We start from the raw sequence: 15039 nt of genomic DNA, 5'->3' as shown, positions 1-15039 counted from the left end.
AATGCCACGCCTTTCCCGCCGTCAATTATTAAAAACAGCTGCGATTTCTACCGCACTTTCCACAGTGCCCGCACCATTGTTAGCGGCAAGCCGTGAAAAACTAGTTGTGCCGCCACTAATTGAAGTTCGCCGCGGTCGCCCAATTGTATTAACCATGCAGGAAATGAATTATCCCCTAGATGGCTCACACAATGTGACAGTATGGGGATTCAACGGTAATTACCTTGGCCCAACCATTAAAATCAAATCAGGTAGCTTTGCCAAACTTAATTATCATAACAATTTGCCACAATCCGTTGCCTTGTCTATTCAAGGCTTACAAGCATCGGGTGAACTGTTTGGTGGGGCGGCTAGAATACTAAAAAAAGGCGAGTCTTGGGCGCCCATCGTGCCTATTGAACAACCCGCAGCAAGCTGTTGGTATCGTTCCGCGACATTAGCCAACTCAGCCTATCAAACCTATCGTGGCTTAGCTGGAATGTGGTTAATTGAAGATGACCAAAGCCTAAAAGCGAATCTTCCCAATAAATATGGCGTTGATGACATTCCATTGATTTTACAAGATATGGAATTTAATAATGATGGTCTCCAATTATTCAAACAAAATCAACCGCACTTTGTAGGCAATCGCTTACTAGTAAATGGTATTGAAGCACCATATTTAGATGTCGCACGCGGCTGGATTCGTTTACGTTTGCTCAATGCCTCATTAGCTCGTGCTTATGATTTACGCTTGGATAATGATCAAGAAATGCTACTTATCGCACAAGATTTAGGTTTCTTACCCAAAGCGAAATCAGTCAAATCTTTGGTTCTATCGCCAGGCGAACGCGCAGAAATACTCGTTAATATGAATGAAATTGACAACGTATCGCTTATTAACGGAAGTAAACGTAGCTTGTACGAAAAAATGAAAAATATGTTGTTCTCAGGCGATGAACTGGCAGATAACACAGTACTTGAATTACGTGCTCAAGGACAACTATCCGCATTTAACAAACAACCAAACCTCATTTTCGAAACGGATGCGCCAGCAATGTTGCAGCAAGCCGTTGCACAAACTCGAGAATTTAATATTGATGTTACAAACGGCTTAATTAACCAAAGACGTTTTGACCCACGTAAGGTTGATGTTATGGCTCATAAAGGCACCATTGAACGCTGGATTTTAAATGCAAGTTTACCTGTTGGATTTACTATTCAAGGTGCCAAATTTGTGGTGGAAAGCCAAGGAGAACATCAATTCCAAGCTGAAGAATTAGCTTGGAAAGATACAGTTTGGGTAAAAAACAAAACTCAAATTTTAGTGAAATTTGATCAAGCATCTTCTGGCAACTACCCATTCTTATTTGGGGTATCGAATTTAATGCTAGAAGATATGGGATGCATTGGCGTACTGGTGGTACAATAGTTCTAACTATCCTAAAAACACCATGAATTTTAATCATTCATACTTTATTTAAAGAGGAAATCGTAATGAAAAAATCATTAACATTAGCCGTTCTTTCTTTATGCGCAGCATCATCTGTATTTGCCGCGTCCGATGTTCCACAAGAACCGCAACCAACACTTTACCTTTCAACCTATGATATGTCTGGAAAAACTCCAACGGATTTAGGTAAAAAAGATATTTCTCGTTCAGCTAAAGCACACCAACTTTGCTGGGTAGCTAATGGTAATTTTGCGAAACAAATTACTGTTACCGAAGTATTTAAATCGCCTGAAAAAACAACCTTTGCTGTATCAGAAAATCCAAATTCAGTTAAAGTTTCTGAAGATCAAATGACCCACACAATCACAACCACTCGTGATGCATTAAACCAAGGTAAAACGGTAGTAAATTGCTGGAAATTTGATGAAAAGGATCCTAGAGGTCAATATACGATCCAAGTTCAAGTGGGTGAGATTGTTTATGACCCGTTGACATTTAACGTGGTAAAATAGGAAAAATAAAAACTCAGCTTTTGCTGAGTTTTTTAATTTTAGGCAAGAAAAATTATAGAAAATCCTAGATACATTCCACCAACAGTTTATTGAAAAATATTACTAGCCTTGAGCTTTTTCCAGTATAATCTGACCAATTTTCTGACAAATTAAAACAAGACGATGAATAAAAAACACACTTTAATTTCACTTGCTATTTTGACCGCACTTTATAGCCAACAAAGTTTGGCGGATTTGCATGAACAATGTTTAATGGGCGTGCCAAAATTTAGCGGTGAAGTCGTGACGGGTGATGTAAATTCCCTGCCTGTATATATTGAAGCGGATAATGCAGAAATTAATCAGCCAAATGATGCGATTTATCAAGGTAATGTGGATTTGAAACAAGGTAATCGTCATTTGTTAGCACAATCTGTGCAAGTAAAACAATCAGGAAACCAGCCTACGCCTTTACGCATGGCTTATGTCCGCGATGGATTTGATTATAAAGATAATCAGATCAATATGTTGGGTAAAGATGCGGAATTTAATTTAGATAGTCACAATGGTAATTTAACAAATTCAGAATATGAATTTGTCGGTCGTCAAGGACGTGGTAAAGCTGATAATATAACACTGCATAATAATTATCGTGTAATGAAGAATGCAACCTTTACGTCATGTTTGCAAGGTGATAATGCTTGGGCAGTAGATGCGTCAGAAATTCGTCAATACGTGAAAGAAGAATATGCTGAAATGTGGCATGCTCGCTTCAAAGTGCATGGCGTTCCCGTCTTTTATACCCCTTACTTACAATTACCCATTGGAGATCGTCGTCGTTCTGGCTTGTTGATTCCAAGTGCGGGAACATCTAGCCGAGATGGTCTTTGGTATGCACAACCAATTTATTGGAATATCGCACCTAATTACGATCTTACTTTTACCCCGAAATATATGTCTCGCCGTGGTTGGCAAGCAAATGGGGAATTTCGCTATTTAACCCCTATTGGAGAAGGTAAAGTCGCAGGAGAATATTTAGGTAAGGAGCGCTACTCTGAATATTCTAGTGATAATCAAAAACGTCATTTGTTCTATTGGAATCACAATTCTAGCTTTTTACAAAATTGGCGTTTAAATATTGATTATACCCGAGTAAGCGATAAACGTTATTTCAGTGATTTTGAGTCCGTTTATGGTCGCAGCACTGACGGCTACGCAAACCAATATGCTCGCATAGCTTATTATCAACCAAATTATAATTTTTCTCTCTCTGCACACCAGTTCCAGATTTTCGATGAAGTGGACATCGGCCCTTATCGTGCAATGCCACAATTAGATTTCAATTATTACAAACATGATTTGGCTAATGGATGGTTAAATTTCAAATTACATTCACAAGCAGTTCGTTTTGATAATGACAGTGAATTAATGCCAACTGCATGGCGTTTCCATGTAGAGCCTAGTCTAAATTCTTTAATGTCAAATAAATACGGCAGTTTGAATATTGAAACTAAACTTTATGCAACTCGTTACGATCAGAAAAAAGGTTCAGGAAAAAATGCAGAGAACGTGCAAAAAACGGTAAATCGAGTTATTCCACAATTTAAAGTTGATTTACAAAGCGTATTAGCACGCGATACAACGATCTTAAAAGACTATACACAAACCTTCGAACCGCATGTGCAGTATTTATATCGTCCTTACCGAAATCAAAGCAATATTGGTTCAAAACTTAATAATGAATATTTAGGATTTGGTTACGATTCAGCCTTAGTACAGCAAGATTACTATTCGCTATTCCGTGATCGCCGTTATAGTGGCTTAGACCGAATTTCATCGGCAAATCAAGTTACATTGGGTGGCACAACGCGTTTTTATGATATTGGTGGTGAGGAACGCTTTAATTTATCTGCAGGTCAAATTTATTACTTAAGTAATTCTCGTATTGATGAAAATCCAGCAAATAAAACGCCGACTTCATCATCAGCTTGGGCATTAGAATCTAATTGGAAAATGAGTGATAAATGGCATTGGCGTGGTAGCTATCAATTTGATACTCATACCAATTCAACATCATTAGCGAATACATCACTAGAATATAATCCTGAAAAAAATAATTTAATTCAGTTAAATTATCGATATGCGAACCAAGAATATATTGACCAAAACTTAGGTAAATCAGCCAACGCATATCAACAAGATATCCAACAAGTAGGATTAGTTGTAGGCTGGGAAATAGCGAATAATTGGGCTGTAGTAGGACGCTATTATCAAGATCTCGCCTTACAAAAACCAGTAGAACAATATATTGGCGTCCAGTATAACAGCTGTTGTTGGGCGGTTGGTGTCGGTGCTAGACGCTATGTCACAAGCCACCAAAATCAAAAGCATAATGAGGTCGTTTACGATAATAGCATTGGCGTAACCTTAGAATTAAGAGGTTTAGGTACCAATGACCATCAAAGCGGTATTCAAGAGATGTTAGAAAAAGGAAAACTACCTTATATTCGAGCATTTAGTTTGGATTAAACATGGTTCAATATAAACGTTAAATCAACAAAAAGAGCGGCTAAAAAATAGCCGCTATTTTGTTACAATATACAAAATAAAATACTGATTAGCGATTACCTAACTTTTCGTTTAAAACGCTGAGCAATTGATCTTTACTAATCATTTCTTTTTCACCGGTACGACGGTTCTTATATTCAATTTCACCGTTCTCTAGGTTTTTCTCACCGATTACAACCATATGCGGCACACCAATGAGTTCCATGTCTGCAAACATCACGCCAGGGCGTTCTTTACGATCATCAAAAATCACATCTACGCCTTGCGATTGTAAAGTGCGGTAAAGTTCTTCAGCGTATTTTTGCACGGCTTCAGATTTGTGCATGTTCATTGGCACAATCGCCACAGTGAACGGTGCAATTTCATCTGAAGGCCAAATAATACCGCGATCATCATGATGCTGTTCAATCGCTGATGCAACCACTCGAGTCACGCCGATACCGTAGCAGCCCATCGTCATTACAAGAGGTTTACCATCTTCGCCTTGCACGGTCGCTTTCATTGCTTCGGAGTATTTTTTGCCAAGTTGGAAAATATGCCCCACTTCAATACCACGTTTAATTTGAAGAGTACCTTTACCATCTGGACTTGGATCACCTTCCACGACATTACGTAAATCAAATACTTCTGGCATTGCTACATCGCGTTCCCAGTTCACATTGAAATAATGTTTTCCATCAATATTCGCGCCACAACTAAAATCAGACATTAACGCTACAGTGCGGTCAATAATTGCAGGAATATTTAAATTCACAGGACCTAAAGAACCAACACCCGCACCAATTTTTGCTTTGATTTCTGCTTCGTCAGCAAACTCAAGCGGATCCGCCACTAATGGGTGTTTTTGTGCTTTGATTTCATTTAATTCATGGTCACCACGAATAATCAACGCAACAAGCGGTTGTTTTTCGTCTGCACCTTTCACAATCAAGGTTTTCACAGTTTTAGTAATTGGTTGATTAAATTGTTCTACAAGCTCATTAATAGTTTTCGCATTTGGTGTATCCACCAACGTCATTTCTGCTGTCGGTGCTTGGCGTTCGCCCACTGCTACTGCTTCAGCAAGCTCAATATTCGCCGCAAAATCCGATTCTGTTGAGAATACAACATCATCTTCCCCGCTTGAAGCTAACACTTGGAACTCATGGGAAGCTGAACCACCGATTGACCCCGTATCCGCTTGCACCGCACGGAAATCTAAGCCTAAACGGTAAAAAATGTTACTGTACACTTGATACATCACATCATAGGTTTCTTGCAAACTTTCTTGTGTAGTGTGAAATGAGTACGCATCTTTCATAATAAATTCACGCGAACGCATTACCCCAAAACGAGGACGCACTTCATCACGGAATTTCGTTTGAATTTGATATAGATTAAGTGGAAGCTGTTTATATGAAGAAACTTCTCGGCGCACTAAATCAGTAATCACTTCTTCGTGAGTTGGCCCAAGTACAAAGTTACGGTTTCCGCGGTCTTCAAAACGAAGAAGCTCAGGGCCATATTGCTCCCAACGACCAGACTCTTCCCATAATTCCGCAGGTTGCACCACAGGCATTAATACCTCAATTGCACCACCTTTGTTCATCTCTTCGCGAATAATCTTTTCTACTTTTTTCAATACGCGAATACCCGTCGGCAACCAGTTATATAAACCTGATGCCATTGGGCGAATCATACCTGCACGTAACATTAATTGGTGGCTCACAACCTGAGCATCATTTGGCGTTTCTTTAAGGGTGGAGAATAAATATTGACTTGTACGCATTGTTTAACCTTAGATTCTAAGAACTGAAAAAATTGGCGCAAGTATAACAAAAAGTGCGGTGATTTTTAACCGCACTTTCGATACTTACTCATTATTTTGCGCTTTCGCCAAAATTGCTTTATGTTCCTGAATCAATGCCATAAAAGGCTGGCCAAACCGCTCTAATTTGATAGAGCTCACGCCATTAATTTGAAATATATCAATGAATTGTTTATCTATGTAAGTGTAATCCTTCATATCCTAACTTTAAGTGACGTAATTCTCTTGAAATCATTAGCTCATGATAATTAAGTTATTGGGCTATTTTATCTGAGGTGTAATAGCTATAATGTAAAACCATTATGATTTCATACTCAAATAAGTTAAGTTAGAAGCTATATAGATTTTCGTAAAGTGATATGATTTAGAAAGTGTAAACAAATTATATCTATTTTCTTTATGAAATACCTTTTTTATTAATTCAAGGGCAATTATGTATCAATCAGTTAAATATGAAAATTTTATTGTCCTATGCAACGGTTTTTCCCGCTTGCTAGGAAACATTGTAAAAATTCTGAGTTATCCATTTCACGCCCTTTTTCCCAAAAAACGTTTCACTATCCCCGAATTTAGTGCTGCGAAGTTAAGTACAGGTCGCCAAGATAAAATCAACCGTACAATTTGGCAAACCAATTATTCAAACAAAGTAACCCTGCCAATATATTGCAACTATTTGTTTAATCGCTTAATGTCTTTGAGCTACGATTACCGCTATATCAGCACCGAAAACCGCGAGGAATACATTAAAGCCTACGCTGAGCCACACGTTTTTAACGCCTACAGCCAACTTACTGACGGTGCTGCTCAAGCGGATTTCTGGCGTGTATTTATTCTTTGGCGTGAAGGTGGAATTTACATCGACATCGACGGGCATTTAGTTTTTCCGCTATCTCAAATTATTCGTGAGCAAGATTCAGAAGTGCTGATCAAACGCCGTGATAAATACACCAACTTCTTCCTTGCGTGCGAAACAGGACATCCTATTATGAAAGCTACACTAGATTTAATTGTAGAGAATATCGAAAACCGCCGTATAGACGGAGGCGTTTTTGCAATGACAGGTCCTGAAACATTAAATGCAGTAATTGACCCTAAAATGATAAATACTCGTCAGGACAAAGTCACGTGCACTCAAGGAACATTTACCAACGAATACTTCCAATATATCGACAAGCCACGTAGTAAGTGGATTTACAAAAAGAGCGAGGATCTATTAAAATAGTTACAGAGGGGATGCTCGCTTTTTGCTTTTAAGTGGTCATTTTAAGTTGTTATCTGGTCTGTTATCTTTTTCTCGGATAAATAAATTTACCTCTATTATTCTATCTCTTTGCCAAAATTGCTTTATGTTCCTGAATCAATGCCATAAACGGCTGGCCAAACCTCTCTAATTTGATAGAGCCCACGCCATTAATTTGCAGCATTTCAATATTGTTTGTTGGCATATATTGTGCCATTTCTTGCAAGGTCGCATCATTAAAGACAATGTACGGTGGAATATTTTCTTTATCGGCAATTTGTTTGCGCAAGAAACGCAAGCGTGCAAATAAATCCTTATCGTAATTTGCAACACTTTGGCGTTGTGGATTATGGGCAATTTTACTGATTGCAGAAATACGAGGCATTGCCAGTTCTAATGGTTCTTCACCTTTCAAAATCGCTTTAGCACTTTCAGTAAGTTGTAACGTTGGATTTAATTCACCAATGACCTGTTGCACAAAACCCAAATGAATAAGCTGACGAATAACAGACTGCCAATGCTCTTTGCTTTTATCTTTTCCGATGCCATACACTGAAAGTTTATCATGTTGGCGTTCAATAATTTTCTGATTGTGCATTCCACGCAGCACCGCAATCACATAATGTGCACCGAAACATTGCCCCACTCGATAAATAGTAGACATTACTTTTTGCGCATCGACTAATCCATCATATTTTTTAGGAGGATCAAGGCAAATATCACAGTTATTGCATGGTGTTTGTCGATGCTCACCAAAATAATTGAGAAGAACTAAACGGCGACAAGTCTGGCTTTCTGCAAATTCACCTATAGCTTCTAATTTATGCTGCTCAATCTGACGCTGTGGCGTTTCTGGCTTTTCTAAGAGAATTTTTTGTAACCAAGCGTAATCCGCCGGCTCATAAAACAAAACAGCCTCTGCAGGCAAATCATCACGTCCTGCTCGCCCCGTTTCCTGATAGTAAGATTCAATGCTGCGAGGTAAATCAAAATGGGCAACAAACCGCACATTGGATTTATTAATACCCATTCCAAAAGCAATGGTTGCGACGACTACTTGAACATTATCACGCTGAAAATCCTGTTGCACACGCTCACGCAGTGCCGTTTCCATTCCCGCATGATAAGCAGCAGCAGAGACACCTTTATTGCGTAAACTTTCCGCAATTCGCTCAACCTTGTTTCGGCTGTTGCAATAAATAATTCCACTCTTGCCCTTTTGAGCCAACACAAAACGTGTCAATTGCTCCATTGGTTTATATTTTTCTTCCAAAGTATAACGAATGTTTGGTCGATCAAAACTACCAATATATCTATGTGGATTTTCTAGATTGAGGTGAGTCAAAATATCTTGGCGAGTCGCATAATCAGCTGTCGCAGTGAGCGCCATAATCGGTGCATGAGGGAAACTAGCTTTTAAACCACCAAGCTGGGTATATTCAGGGCGAAAATCATGCCCCCATTGAGAAATGCAGTGTGCTTCATCAATCGCAATAAAGCAGACTTTGCTATAAGAAATAAGTTGAAAGAAACTGTTCGTCATCACTTTTTCTGGCGACACATAAAGCAGTTTAAGTTGCCCAGAAATCAGTTTATTTTGTACTTTTTGCTGCTGTTCTAAAGTCTGACTAGAATTAAGAAAATCCGCCTCAATTCCACTAGCTTGAAGCTGATCCACTTGATCTTTCATCAAGGAAATCAGCGGAGAAATCACTAAAGTTAATCCCTCAAAACAAAGCGCGGGAATTTGATAACAAAGTGATTTTCCATTCCCCGTTGCCATTACCACCAAAGCATCTTGTCCGTTTAAAGCGGCATTGATGACTTCTTCCTGCCCTTTACGGAAAGATTGATAACCGAAAACCGATTTCAAAACAGAAAGTGCGGTTGGTTTTTCTATTATTTTTGGTGATAAAGGAGAATCAAGCATCTTAGAACTGCACGTTCTCGCCATGTGCAGCACAAGCTTCTACTAAACAATCCCAAAAACGTTTTCCGTCGTTAGAAACCCAGTCGCCATTTTTAAAAGCAAAATGAAAACCACCTAATTTACTCGCAATCCAAAGCTCAAGTAATGGTTCTTGCTTGTTAATCACTATTTGTGTGCGATTATCAAAGGTGATTGTAAATACTGAACCTTGCGTTTCACAATCTACATCCGCACCTTGCGCTTCTAATTCTTCTTCAATTTTTTGCCAAACTTGTTCAATATTTTGGTGAAATTCTGCAATATTCATAAAATGTTCCTGTTTAAATCTGATAGAATGCGGCAAATTATAAAGCCTTTCTTAAGCTTGTGAAAGGCGGATTTACCGATAAGTAAGAGAGAGAAAAATGAAAAAACTACTATCAATTTTAGTGCTTAGTGCAATTTGCATTGTGGCAACAGGATGCGGCGTAAAAGGTCCTTTATATTTCCCAGAAAAAGAACAAGCACAACAAAACAAATAAGCGATTATCCAATTAAAATCCCCAAAAAACAGGAACACAACATGAATTTCTTCCAATATAAAAATAATAAGCTTTATGCTGAAGATATTCCGGTTCAACAACTTGCTGAACAATTCGGTACACCTCTTTATGTATATTCTCGCGCAACACTTGAACGCCATTGGCATGCTTTTGACTCAGCCTTCGGTAAGCGTCCTCACTTAATTTGCTTTGCCGTAAAATCTTGCTCAAATATCGGCGTATTAAATATCATGGCAAAACTAGGTTCAGGTTTCGATATTGTCTCGCAAGGCGAACTTGAGCGTGTACTTGCCGCGGGTGGCGATGCATCAAAAGTTGTTTTTTCGGGCGTAGCAAAATCGCGAGAAGAAATTATTCGAGCACTAGAAGTTGGAATCCGTTGCTTTAATGTGGAATCAGTTTCTGAACTCAAATACATTAACCAGATCGCAGGCGAGATGAGGAAAATAGCGCCAATATCTTTACGAGTGAATCCAGATGTTGATGCGCATACGCACCCTTATATCTCAACAGGATTAAAAGAAAATAAATTTGGTGTAAGCGTCAATGAAGCTCGAGAGGTATATAAATTAGCCTCAACGCTGCCAAACATAAAAATAACAGGGATGGATTGTCACATAGGCTCACAACTCACTGAATTACAACCATTCTTAGATGCAGCAGATCGCTTAATTGTCCTAATGGAACAATTAAAAGAAGATGAGATTAACTTAAAACATCTCGATCTGGGCGGTGGTTTAGGCGTGACTTATACGGATGAAATACCACCTCACCCAAGCGATTACGCCAGTGCATTGTTAGAAAAACTAAAAAATCATTCTGAACTTGAAATTATTCTTGAACCAGGCAGAGCAATTTCTGCAAATGCGGGAATTTTAGTGGCCAAAGTGCAATACCTAAAAAATAATGAAAGTCGTAATTTCGCGATTACCGACACAGGAATGAACGATATGATCCGCCCTGCATTGTATGAGGCTTATATGAATATCGTAGAAACTGACCGCACTTTAGCAAGAGAAAAAGCCATTTATGATGTTGTGGGGCCAGTTTGCGAAACGTCTGATTTCTTAGGTAAACAACGAGAACTTTCTATTGCTGAAGGTGATTATATAGCTCAATGCTCAGCAGGCGCCTATGGAGCAAGCATGTCATCAAACTATAACTCAAGACCCCGTACTGCAGAAGTTTTAGTAGATAGAGATAAATCCTATTTAATTCGTCGTCGAGAAACCTTACAAGAACTTTGGGCATTAGAGTCGACCATTTAATCTTTCTTATCCTAAAAGAGCGGTAAAAAATTATCTATTTTTTGATCTGACCCCAAAAAGTTAGACTGTTATTTAAAGGATTGTTTTCGATATTGTATCGGACTCAGTCCTTTTAATTTTAGTTGAATCCGTCGATGATTATAGTAATCCAAATAATCTCTGACAGCATCAACTATCTCTTCTTTTGTTTTAAATTCCCGACCATAAAAACATTCCGTTTTTAACCGCCCAAAGAAACTTTCCATCGCGGCATTGTCCAAGCAATTCCCTTTTCTCGACATACTTTGAATGATGCCATGTTCAGCTAAAATTCGACGATAAGCCACCATTTGATATTGCCATCCCTGGTCTGAATGTAAAATGACACCACAAGCTTTATTTAATCCTTTGACGGCTTGCATTAACATGTCCTCTACTTGTGCCCAGTTTGGGGAATAGCTGAGATTATAGGAGACTATCTCATTGTTAAATAAGTCTAAAATAGGGGATAAATAGACTTTACTTCCATCTTTCGCCTTAAACTCGGTGATATCAGTTACCCATTTTTGTTTCGGGGCCGTTGCACTAAAATCGCGTTCAAGATGATTTGGGGCTATAACCCCTATCGTGCCTCGATAGGTCGTAAATTTCTTGCTTTTTCTTGACCGCACTTGAAGCCCAAGTGTCTGCATTAAACGTTGGACTTTTTTATGATTTACGCCTGGCAAGCAGGCATGAACGCGTCGATAGCCATAATCAGGATGATTGGCTTTGATGCGTTTAATAGCCTTTTTCAGCGGCTCATCCTTATCCAGTTTAATCTGAAGTTTTGCAAAAAACGTACTACGCGCTAACCGTGCAAAGCCTAAAAGCCATTTTAACGGATAGCGTGTTCTTAACCTTTGGATAATTTCCGTTGCTCGGCTTCGTCCTGAAGTCTGAGCCTTCTCAACTCCTTTAGGTAGGCCACCTCCGCTTCAAGCTGTAAAATTCTCAGGCGTAAACGGTCTTCTTCTGTTTTAGGTGGCGGTGGCATTTTTGCATATTTGGGTTTCATCGGCGGTTGTCCTGATGGTTTACGGGGAATAAGTCCTTTTATGCCACTTTTTTCAAACCGTTTCAACCATGTCCCGACTAAGGCGTTTGAAGGAATATTGTAAAAACGAGCAGCTTCTCTAATACTCATTTTCCGATTCAGAATAGGTTGGAGAACCTGTAATTTAAATTCGATTGTGTAGTGTTTACCCATAAAAAAATCTGCACCTCAATTGTTGGTTTGTTGAGTCCAACTTTTGGGGTGCAGATCATTTTCTACCGCTCTTTTTTCTATCCATCAATCAACCTACCTCAAACAGTAAGTTTGTGAGATAAATCAAATTTTTTTCTATTCTAGATTGGCATAGAATTGAATTCTTTATAGAATACTACATTTTTTAAATGTGGACTTTTGCCACTAAAGGGGAAATTATGCAAGAAAAACTAAAAGTTTTATTGATTGACGACCATCCGTTAATGCGTCGTGGCATTAAACAACTTGTAGAATTAGACGATAACTTTGAAGTGGTGGCTGACGTAGGCAGCGGCACAGAAGGGATTTCTGTGGCATTACAAACATCACCTGATGTGATCATTTTAGATCTCAACATGAAAGGACTTTCTGGGTTAGATACGCTCAAAGGATTACGCGCAGAAGGCGTCGATGCACGAATCTTAATTTTAACAGTGTCTGATGCAAAAAATGATATTTATACTCTGATTGATGCAGGTGCAGATGGTTACTTGCTAAAAGATACGGAACCAGATACTTTACTAGACCAAATAAAGCGCATTGCACAAGGTGAAGTCATTCTGAGTGATTCTATTAAAAATTTACTATTAGAACGTACTCATGAAGAAAATCCATTAGACAGCCTAACGGATCGTGAAATGGGCGTACTTCGTCAAATTGCGACAGGTCTATCAAATAAACAAATCGCAGCACAACTGTTTATTTCAGAAGAAACCGTGAAAGTACATATCCGTAATTTATTGCGCAAATTAAATGTACATTCTCGCGTTGCCGCAACGGTATTATTTTTTGAACAAAATCGTTAACAAAAATAATCATAAAAAAATGCGCTAGGAGAGACTTAGCGCATTTTTCTTTACAGTCACACTATTTACATTAATTCAATAGATTTAATATCTTCTAATAATATATACAATTCTTTTTTAATATCTTGTTCAAATTGTACTTCTGCACTTTCCCGATCTAAATCTAGACGCATTCTTGCTCTTTTATCAAGCAATTTACGAGCATCATGTGTAGGCATATCACGCACAACTTCATATAAGTTAGCCATCGCAGGATAAGTAGATAAATTCTTACCAAAAGGCCTCAATAGCATTGTAAGACGGATTACTCCTTCTGAAGTATTACATTCCCCAGATTGCATTGCTCGAGCAATAACATCAATGCTTTCTTTTAATCGTATAGTGCGCTGATGCTTGGCTTTAGTAATCAATTCCTTTTGGATTTTTAACTGTTTTAATAAATATATTGCATATAAACTCAATCCAATCAGCAAGAAAAATGCAATTACAATAAATAACCAAATCATAACTTATCTAAATTGGTTAATATCGATATGCTCGAAAGTGCGGTATAAATCATCTTCACTTTCATCTTCGTCTTCAATGCCAAGTTCTTCCATTAATTCAGAAATTCGATCTAAGCATTCATCTACAAATTGTTGATCTACTTTACTAATAGTTTTACCTTCATCTAAAGCATCCAATAATTCATTAAGAATTTCGTTATTTTCCAGATTTTCAAGCTCTTTCATTGGATCTTGTTTTTTCACCTGTTTTATTACAGGAATTAATTGACCTTTTTCAGGTTTATTAATAAATTCAACAACCAACGGTATCTTTTTCTTACTACCAATTTTTGGATCTTTAATTTCATTTTGAAGTTTATTCGCTTTTTCTTCAACCGCACTATGACGAGATCCTGAAGCTAAACCTTTATGCTTACGTTTTTTCTTATCTTCACGAGCTTTAGCATCCAATTCATAACGTGTAAGCTTTTTACCAGTGCGCACTTTTGTTATATCTATTTTTTTATCTGCTTTTCGAATTGGCATAATATCGGTAATTCGACGTGTTTTTTTCTTACGAGCCATAGGGTACCTTTCTTAAAATTTTTCGGATTGTATCACTAGTGCGTGTTTTTCTCACTAATAAATATAAACTTTATATAAACTGATTTTGTTAAAGTATAAACTTCTAAAAAAGAAAAACCCCATATCTTTCGACACGGGGTTCTTCTGTTTTTATTTAATTTAACTTAGATAAGTATTTGGTAACCTGGCGGTGCCCTACTCTCACATGGGGATGCCCCACACTACCATCGGCATTACAGCGTTTCACTTCTGAGTTCGGTATGGTTCAGGTGGTTCCACCGCACTATCGCCGCCAGGATAATTCTTTGATAACTTGTCTTTTCTCTTTTATCTTTCGCTACTCAGCTCTTACTCGACCTTTCACTCGTTCTTATTGGCCACAAGCTGAACGTTTAGTTAATTTCTTTTACTCTGTTTTCCAAAAACACTTGAGCGTTGTATAGTTAAGCCTCTCGGGCAATTAGTACAGGTTAGCTCAATGACTCACATCACTTACACACCCTGCCTATCTACGTCTTAGTCTTAAACAACCCTTACAATCTATAAGATTGGGAGAACTCATCTCTTGGCAAGTTTCGTGCTTAGATGCTTTCAGCACTTATCTCTTCCGCACTTAGC

15 protein-coding genes and 2 rRNA genes are annotated in these 15039 nt (G+C 38.2%); 7 read left to right on the top strand and 10 right to left on the bottom strand.

The window, feature by feature from the left end:
- Position 1: 1 nt before the first annotated feature.
- The 3 genes from DV415_RS00080 (at position 2) to lptD (ending at position 4452) form a co-directional block, all read left to right on the top strand.
- The gene (locus DV415_RS00080; RefSeq protein WP_118791696.1) at positions 2–1411 is read left to right on the top strand and encodes a multicopper oxidase domain-containing protein; all 1410 of its coding nucleotides are present in this window, start codon (positions 2–4) and stop codon (positions 1409–1411) included.
- A 65-nt stretch (positions 1412–1476) separates the two neighbouring features.
- Positions 1477–1944 (top strand): hypothetical protein, encoded by a 468-nt coding sequence (locus DV415_RS00075; protein ID WP_118791695.1) that lies wholly within the window; start codon positions 1477–1479, stop codon positions 1942–1944.
- 162 nt (positions 1945–2106) lie between these two features.
- Positions 2107–4452, top strand: coding sequence for an LPS assembly protein LptD (lptD, locus tag DV415_RS00070; RefSeq protein ID WP_118791694.1), 2346 nt, complete (start codon positions 2107–2109; stop codon positions 4450–4452).
- A gap of 88 nt (positions 4453–4540) precedes the next feature.
- On the opposite strand, the gene proS is transcribed toward lptD, so the two are convergent.
- Together proS and DV415_RS10155 are read right to left on the bottom strand one after the other, a co-directional pair.
- On the bottom strand, positions 4541–6259 hold the full coding sequence (gene proS / locus DV415_RS00065) for a proline--tRNA ligase (RefSeq protein WP_118791693.1): 1719 nt from the start codon (positions 6257–6259) through the stop codon (positions 4541–4543).
- An 84-nt stretch (positions 6260–6343) separates the two neighbouring features.
- Entirely contained in the window at positions 6344–6496 is a 153-nt protein-coding gene (locus DV415_RS10155) for a hypothetical protein (protein ID WP_192877120.1), read from the bottom strand.
- Between the two features lie 235 nt (positions 6497–6731).
- Here DV415_RS10155 and DV415_RS00060 point away from each other — a divergent pair, with 235 nt between their 5' ends.
- The gene (locus DV415_RS00060; protein ID WP_118776244.1) at positions 6732–7520 is read left to right on the top strand and encodes a glycosyltransferase family 32 protein; all 789 of its coding nucleotides are present in this window, start codon (positions 6732–6734) and stop codon (positions 7518–7520) included.
- Positions 7521–7620: 100 nt separating this feature from the next.
- Here DV415_RS00060 and recQ read toward each other — a convergent pair whose 3' ends face one another.
- Positions 7621–9468 carry a DNA helicase RecQ gene (gene recQ, locus DV415_RS00055; RefSeq protein ID WP_118791692.1) on the bottom strand — a complete coding sequence of 616 codons (1848 nt, stop codon included), beginning with the start codon at positions 9466–9468 and terminating at the stop codon, positions 7621–7623.
- Position 9469: 1 nt separating this feature from the next.
- Positions 9470–9775: an iron donor protein CyaY gene (gene cyaY / locus DV415_RS00050; RefSeq protein ID WP_005635590.1), complete on the bottom strand. Its 306-nt coding sequence runs from the start codon at positions 9773–9775 to the stop codon at positions 9470–9472.
- 97 nt (positions 9776–9872) lie between these two features.
- Here cyaY and lptM point away from each other — a divergent pair, with 97 nt between their 5' ends.
- Entirely contained in the window at positions 9873–9989 is a 117-nt protein-coding gene (gene lptM / locus DV415_RS10275; RefSeq protein WP_118791691.1) for an LPS translocon maturation chaperone LptM, read from the top strand.
- A 41-nt stretch (positions 9990–10030) separates the two neighbouring features.
- Positions 10031–11278 carry a diaminopimelate decarboxylase gene (gene lysA, locus DV415_RS00040; protein WP_118791690.1) on the top strand — a complete coding sequence of 416 codons (1248 nt, stop codon included), beginning with the start codon at positions 10031–10033 and terminating at the stop codon, positions 11276–11278.
- A gap of 68 nt (positions 11279–11346) precedes the next feature.
- Here lysA and DV415_RS00035 read toward each other — a convergent pair whose 3' ends face one another.
- Positions 11347–12165: an IS3 family transposase gene (locus DV415_RS00035; protein ID WP_239990897.1), complete on the bottom strand. Its 819-nt coding sequence runs from the start codon at positions 12163–12165 to the stop codon at positions 11347–11349.
- Positions 12153–12506 (bottom strand): helix-turn-helix domain-containing protein, encoded by a 354-nt coding sequence (locus tag DV415_RS00030; protein WP_118791689.1) that lies wholly within the window; start codon positions 12504–12506, stop codon positions 12153–12155. The genes DV415_RS00035 and DV415_RS00030 overlap by 13 nt, the downstream gene beginning before the upstream one ends.
- 218 nt (positions 12507–12724) lie before the next feature.
- On the opposite strand from DV415_RS00030, the gene DV415_RS00025 reads away from it, so the two are divergent.
- Positions 12725–13351 (top strand): response regulator, encoded by a 627-nt coding sequence (locus DV415_RS00025; protein WP_005635583.1) that lies wholly within the window; start codon positions 12725–12727, stop codon positions 13349–13351.
- Between the two features lie 65 nt (positions 13352–13416).
- Here the strand turns inward: DV415_RS00025 and DV415_RS00020 are convergent, their stop codons facing one another.
- The 4 genes from DV415_RS00020 to DV415_RS00005 all read right to left on the bottom strand — a co-directional run.
- A complete protein-coding gene (locus DV415_RS00020; RefSeq protein WP_118791102.1) occupies positions 13417–13857 on the bottom strand; it encodes a DUF2489 domain-containing protein in 441 nt (146 codons plus the stop codon).
- Between the two features lie 3 nt (positions 13858–13860).
- Positions 13861–14421, bottom strand: coding sequence for a Der GTPase-activating protein YihI (gene yihI, locus DV415_RS00015; RefSeq protein ID WP_118791101.1), 561 nt, complete (start codon positions 14419–14421; stop codon positions 13861–13863).
- Between the two features lie 182 nt (positions 14422–14603).
- Positions 14604–14718: ribosomal RNA gene (rrf, locus tag DV415_RS00010) — 5S ribosomal RNA — on the bottom strand.
- 142 nt (positions 14719–14860) lie between these two features.
- Positions 14861–15039 (bottom strand): 23S ribosomal RNA (locus DV415_RS00005); the annotation flags it as partial.

This window comes from Haemophilus haemolyticus (assembly GCF_003490595.1).
Taxonomy (GTDB): domain Bacteria; phylum Pseudomonadota; class Gammaproteobacteria; order Enterobacterales; family Pasteurellaceae; genus Haemophilus; species Haemophilus haemolyticus_L.
Note: the sequence above shows the minus strand (reverse complement) of the source record. Positions and strands in the feature narration are given on the sequence as shown.

Excerpts from the sequence above, each read along its gene's own strand:
- DV415_RS00080 (WP_118791696.1), top strand. The coding sequence starts at position 2 with ATGCCACGCCTTTCCCGCCGTCAATTATTAAAAACAGCTGCGATTTCT.
- DV415_RS00075 (WP_118791695.1), top strand. The coding sequence starts at position 1,477 with ATGAAAAAATCATTAACATTAGCCGTTCTTTCTTTATGCGCAGCATCA.
- lptD (WP_118791694.1), top strand. The coding sequence starts at position 2,107 with ATGAATAAAAAACACACTTTAATTTCACTTGCTATTTTGACCGCACTT.
- proS (WP_118791693.1), bottom strand. The coding sequence starts at position 6,259 with ATGCGTACAAGTCAATATTTATTCTCCACCCTTAAAGAAACGCCAAAT.
- DV415_RS10155 (WP_192877120.1), bottom strand. The coding sequence starts at position 6,496 with ATGAAGGATTACACTTACATAGATAAACAATTCATTGATATATTTCAA.
- DV415_RS00060 (WP_118776244.1), top strand. The coding sequence starts at position 6,732 with ATGTATCAATCAGTTAAATATGAAAATTTTATTGTCCTATGCAACGGT.
- recQ (WP_118791692.1), bottom strand. The coding sequence starts at position 9,468 with ATGCTTGATTCTCCTTTATCACCAAAAATAATAGAAAAACCAACCGCA.
- cyaY (WP_005635590.1), bottom strand. The coding sequence starts at position 9,775 with ATGAATATTGCAGAATTTCACCAAAATATTGAACAAGTTTGGCAAAAA.
- lptM (WP_118791691.1), top strand. The coding sequence starts at position 9,873 with ATGAAAAAACTACTATCAATTTTAGTGCTTAGTGCAATTTGCATTGTG.
- lysA (WP_118791690.1), top strand. The coding sequence starts at position 10,031 with ATGAATTTCTTCCAATATAAAAATAATAAGCTTTATGCTGAAGATATT.
- DV415_RS00030 (WP_118791689.1), bottom strand. The coding sequence starts at position 12,506 with ATGGGTAAACACTACACAATCGAATTTAAATTACAGGTTCTCCAACCT.
- DV415_RS00025 (WP_005635583.1), top strand. The coding sequence starts at position 12,725 with ATGCAAGAAAAACTAAAAGTTTTATTGATTGACGACCATCCGTTAATG.
- DV415_RS00020 (WP_118791102.1), bottom strand. The coding sequence starts at position 13,857 with ATGATTTGGTTATTTATTGTAATTGCATTTTTCTTGCTGATTGGATTG.
- yihI (WP_118791101.1), bottom strand. The coding sequence starts at position 14,421 with ATGGCTCGTAAGAAAAAAACACGTCGAATTACCGATATTATGCCAATT.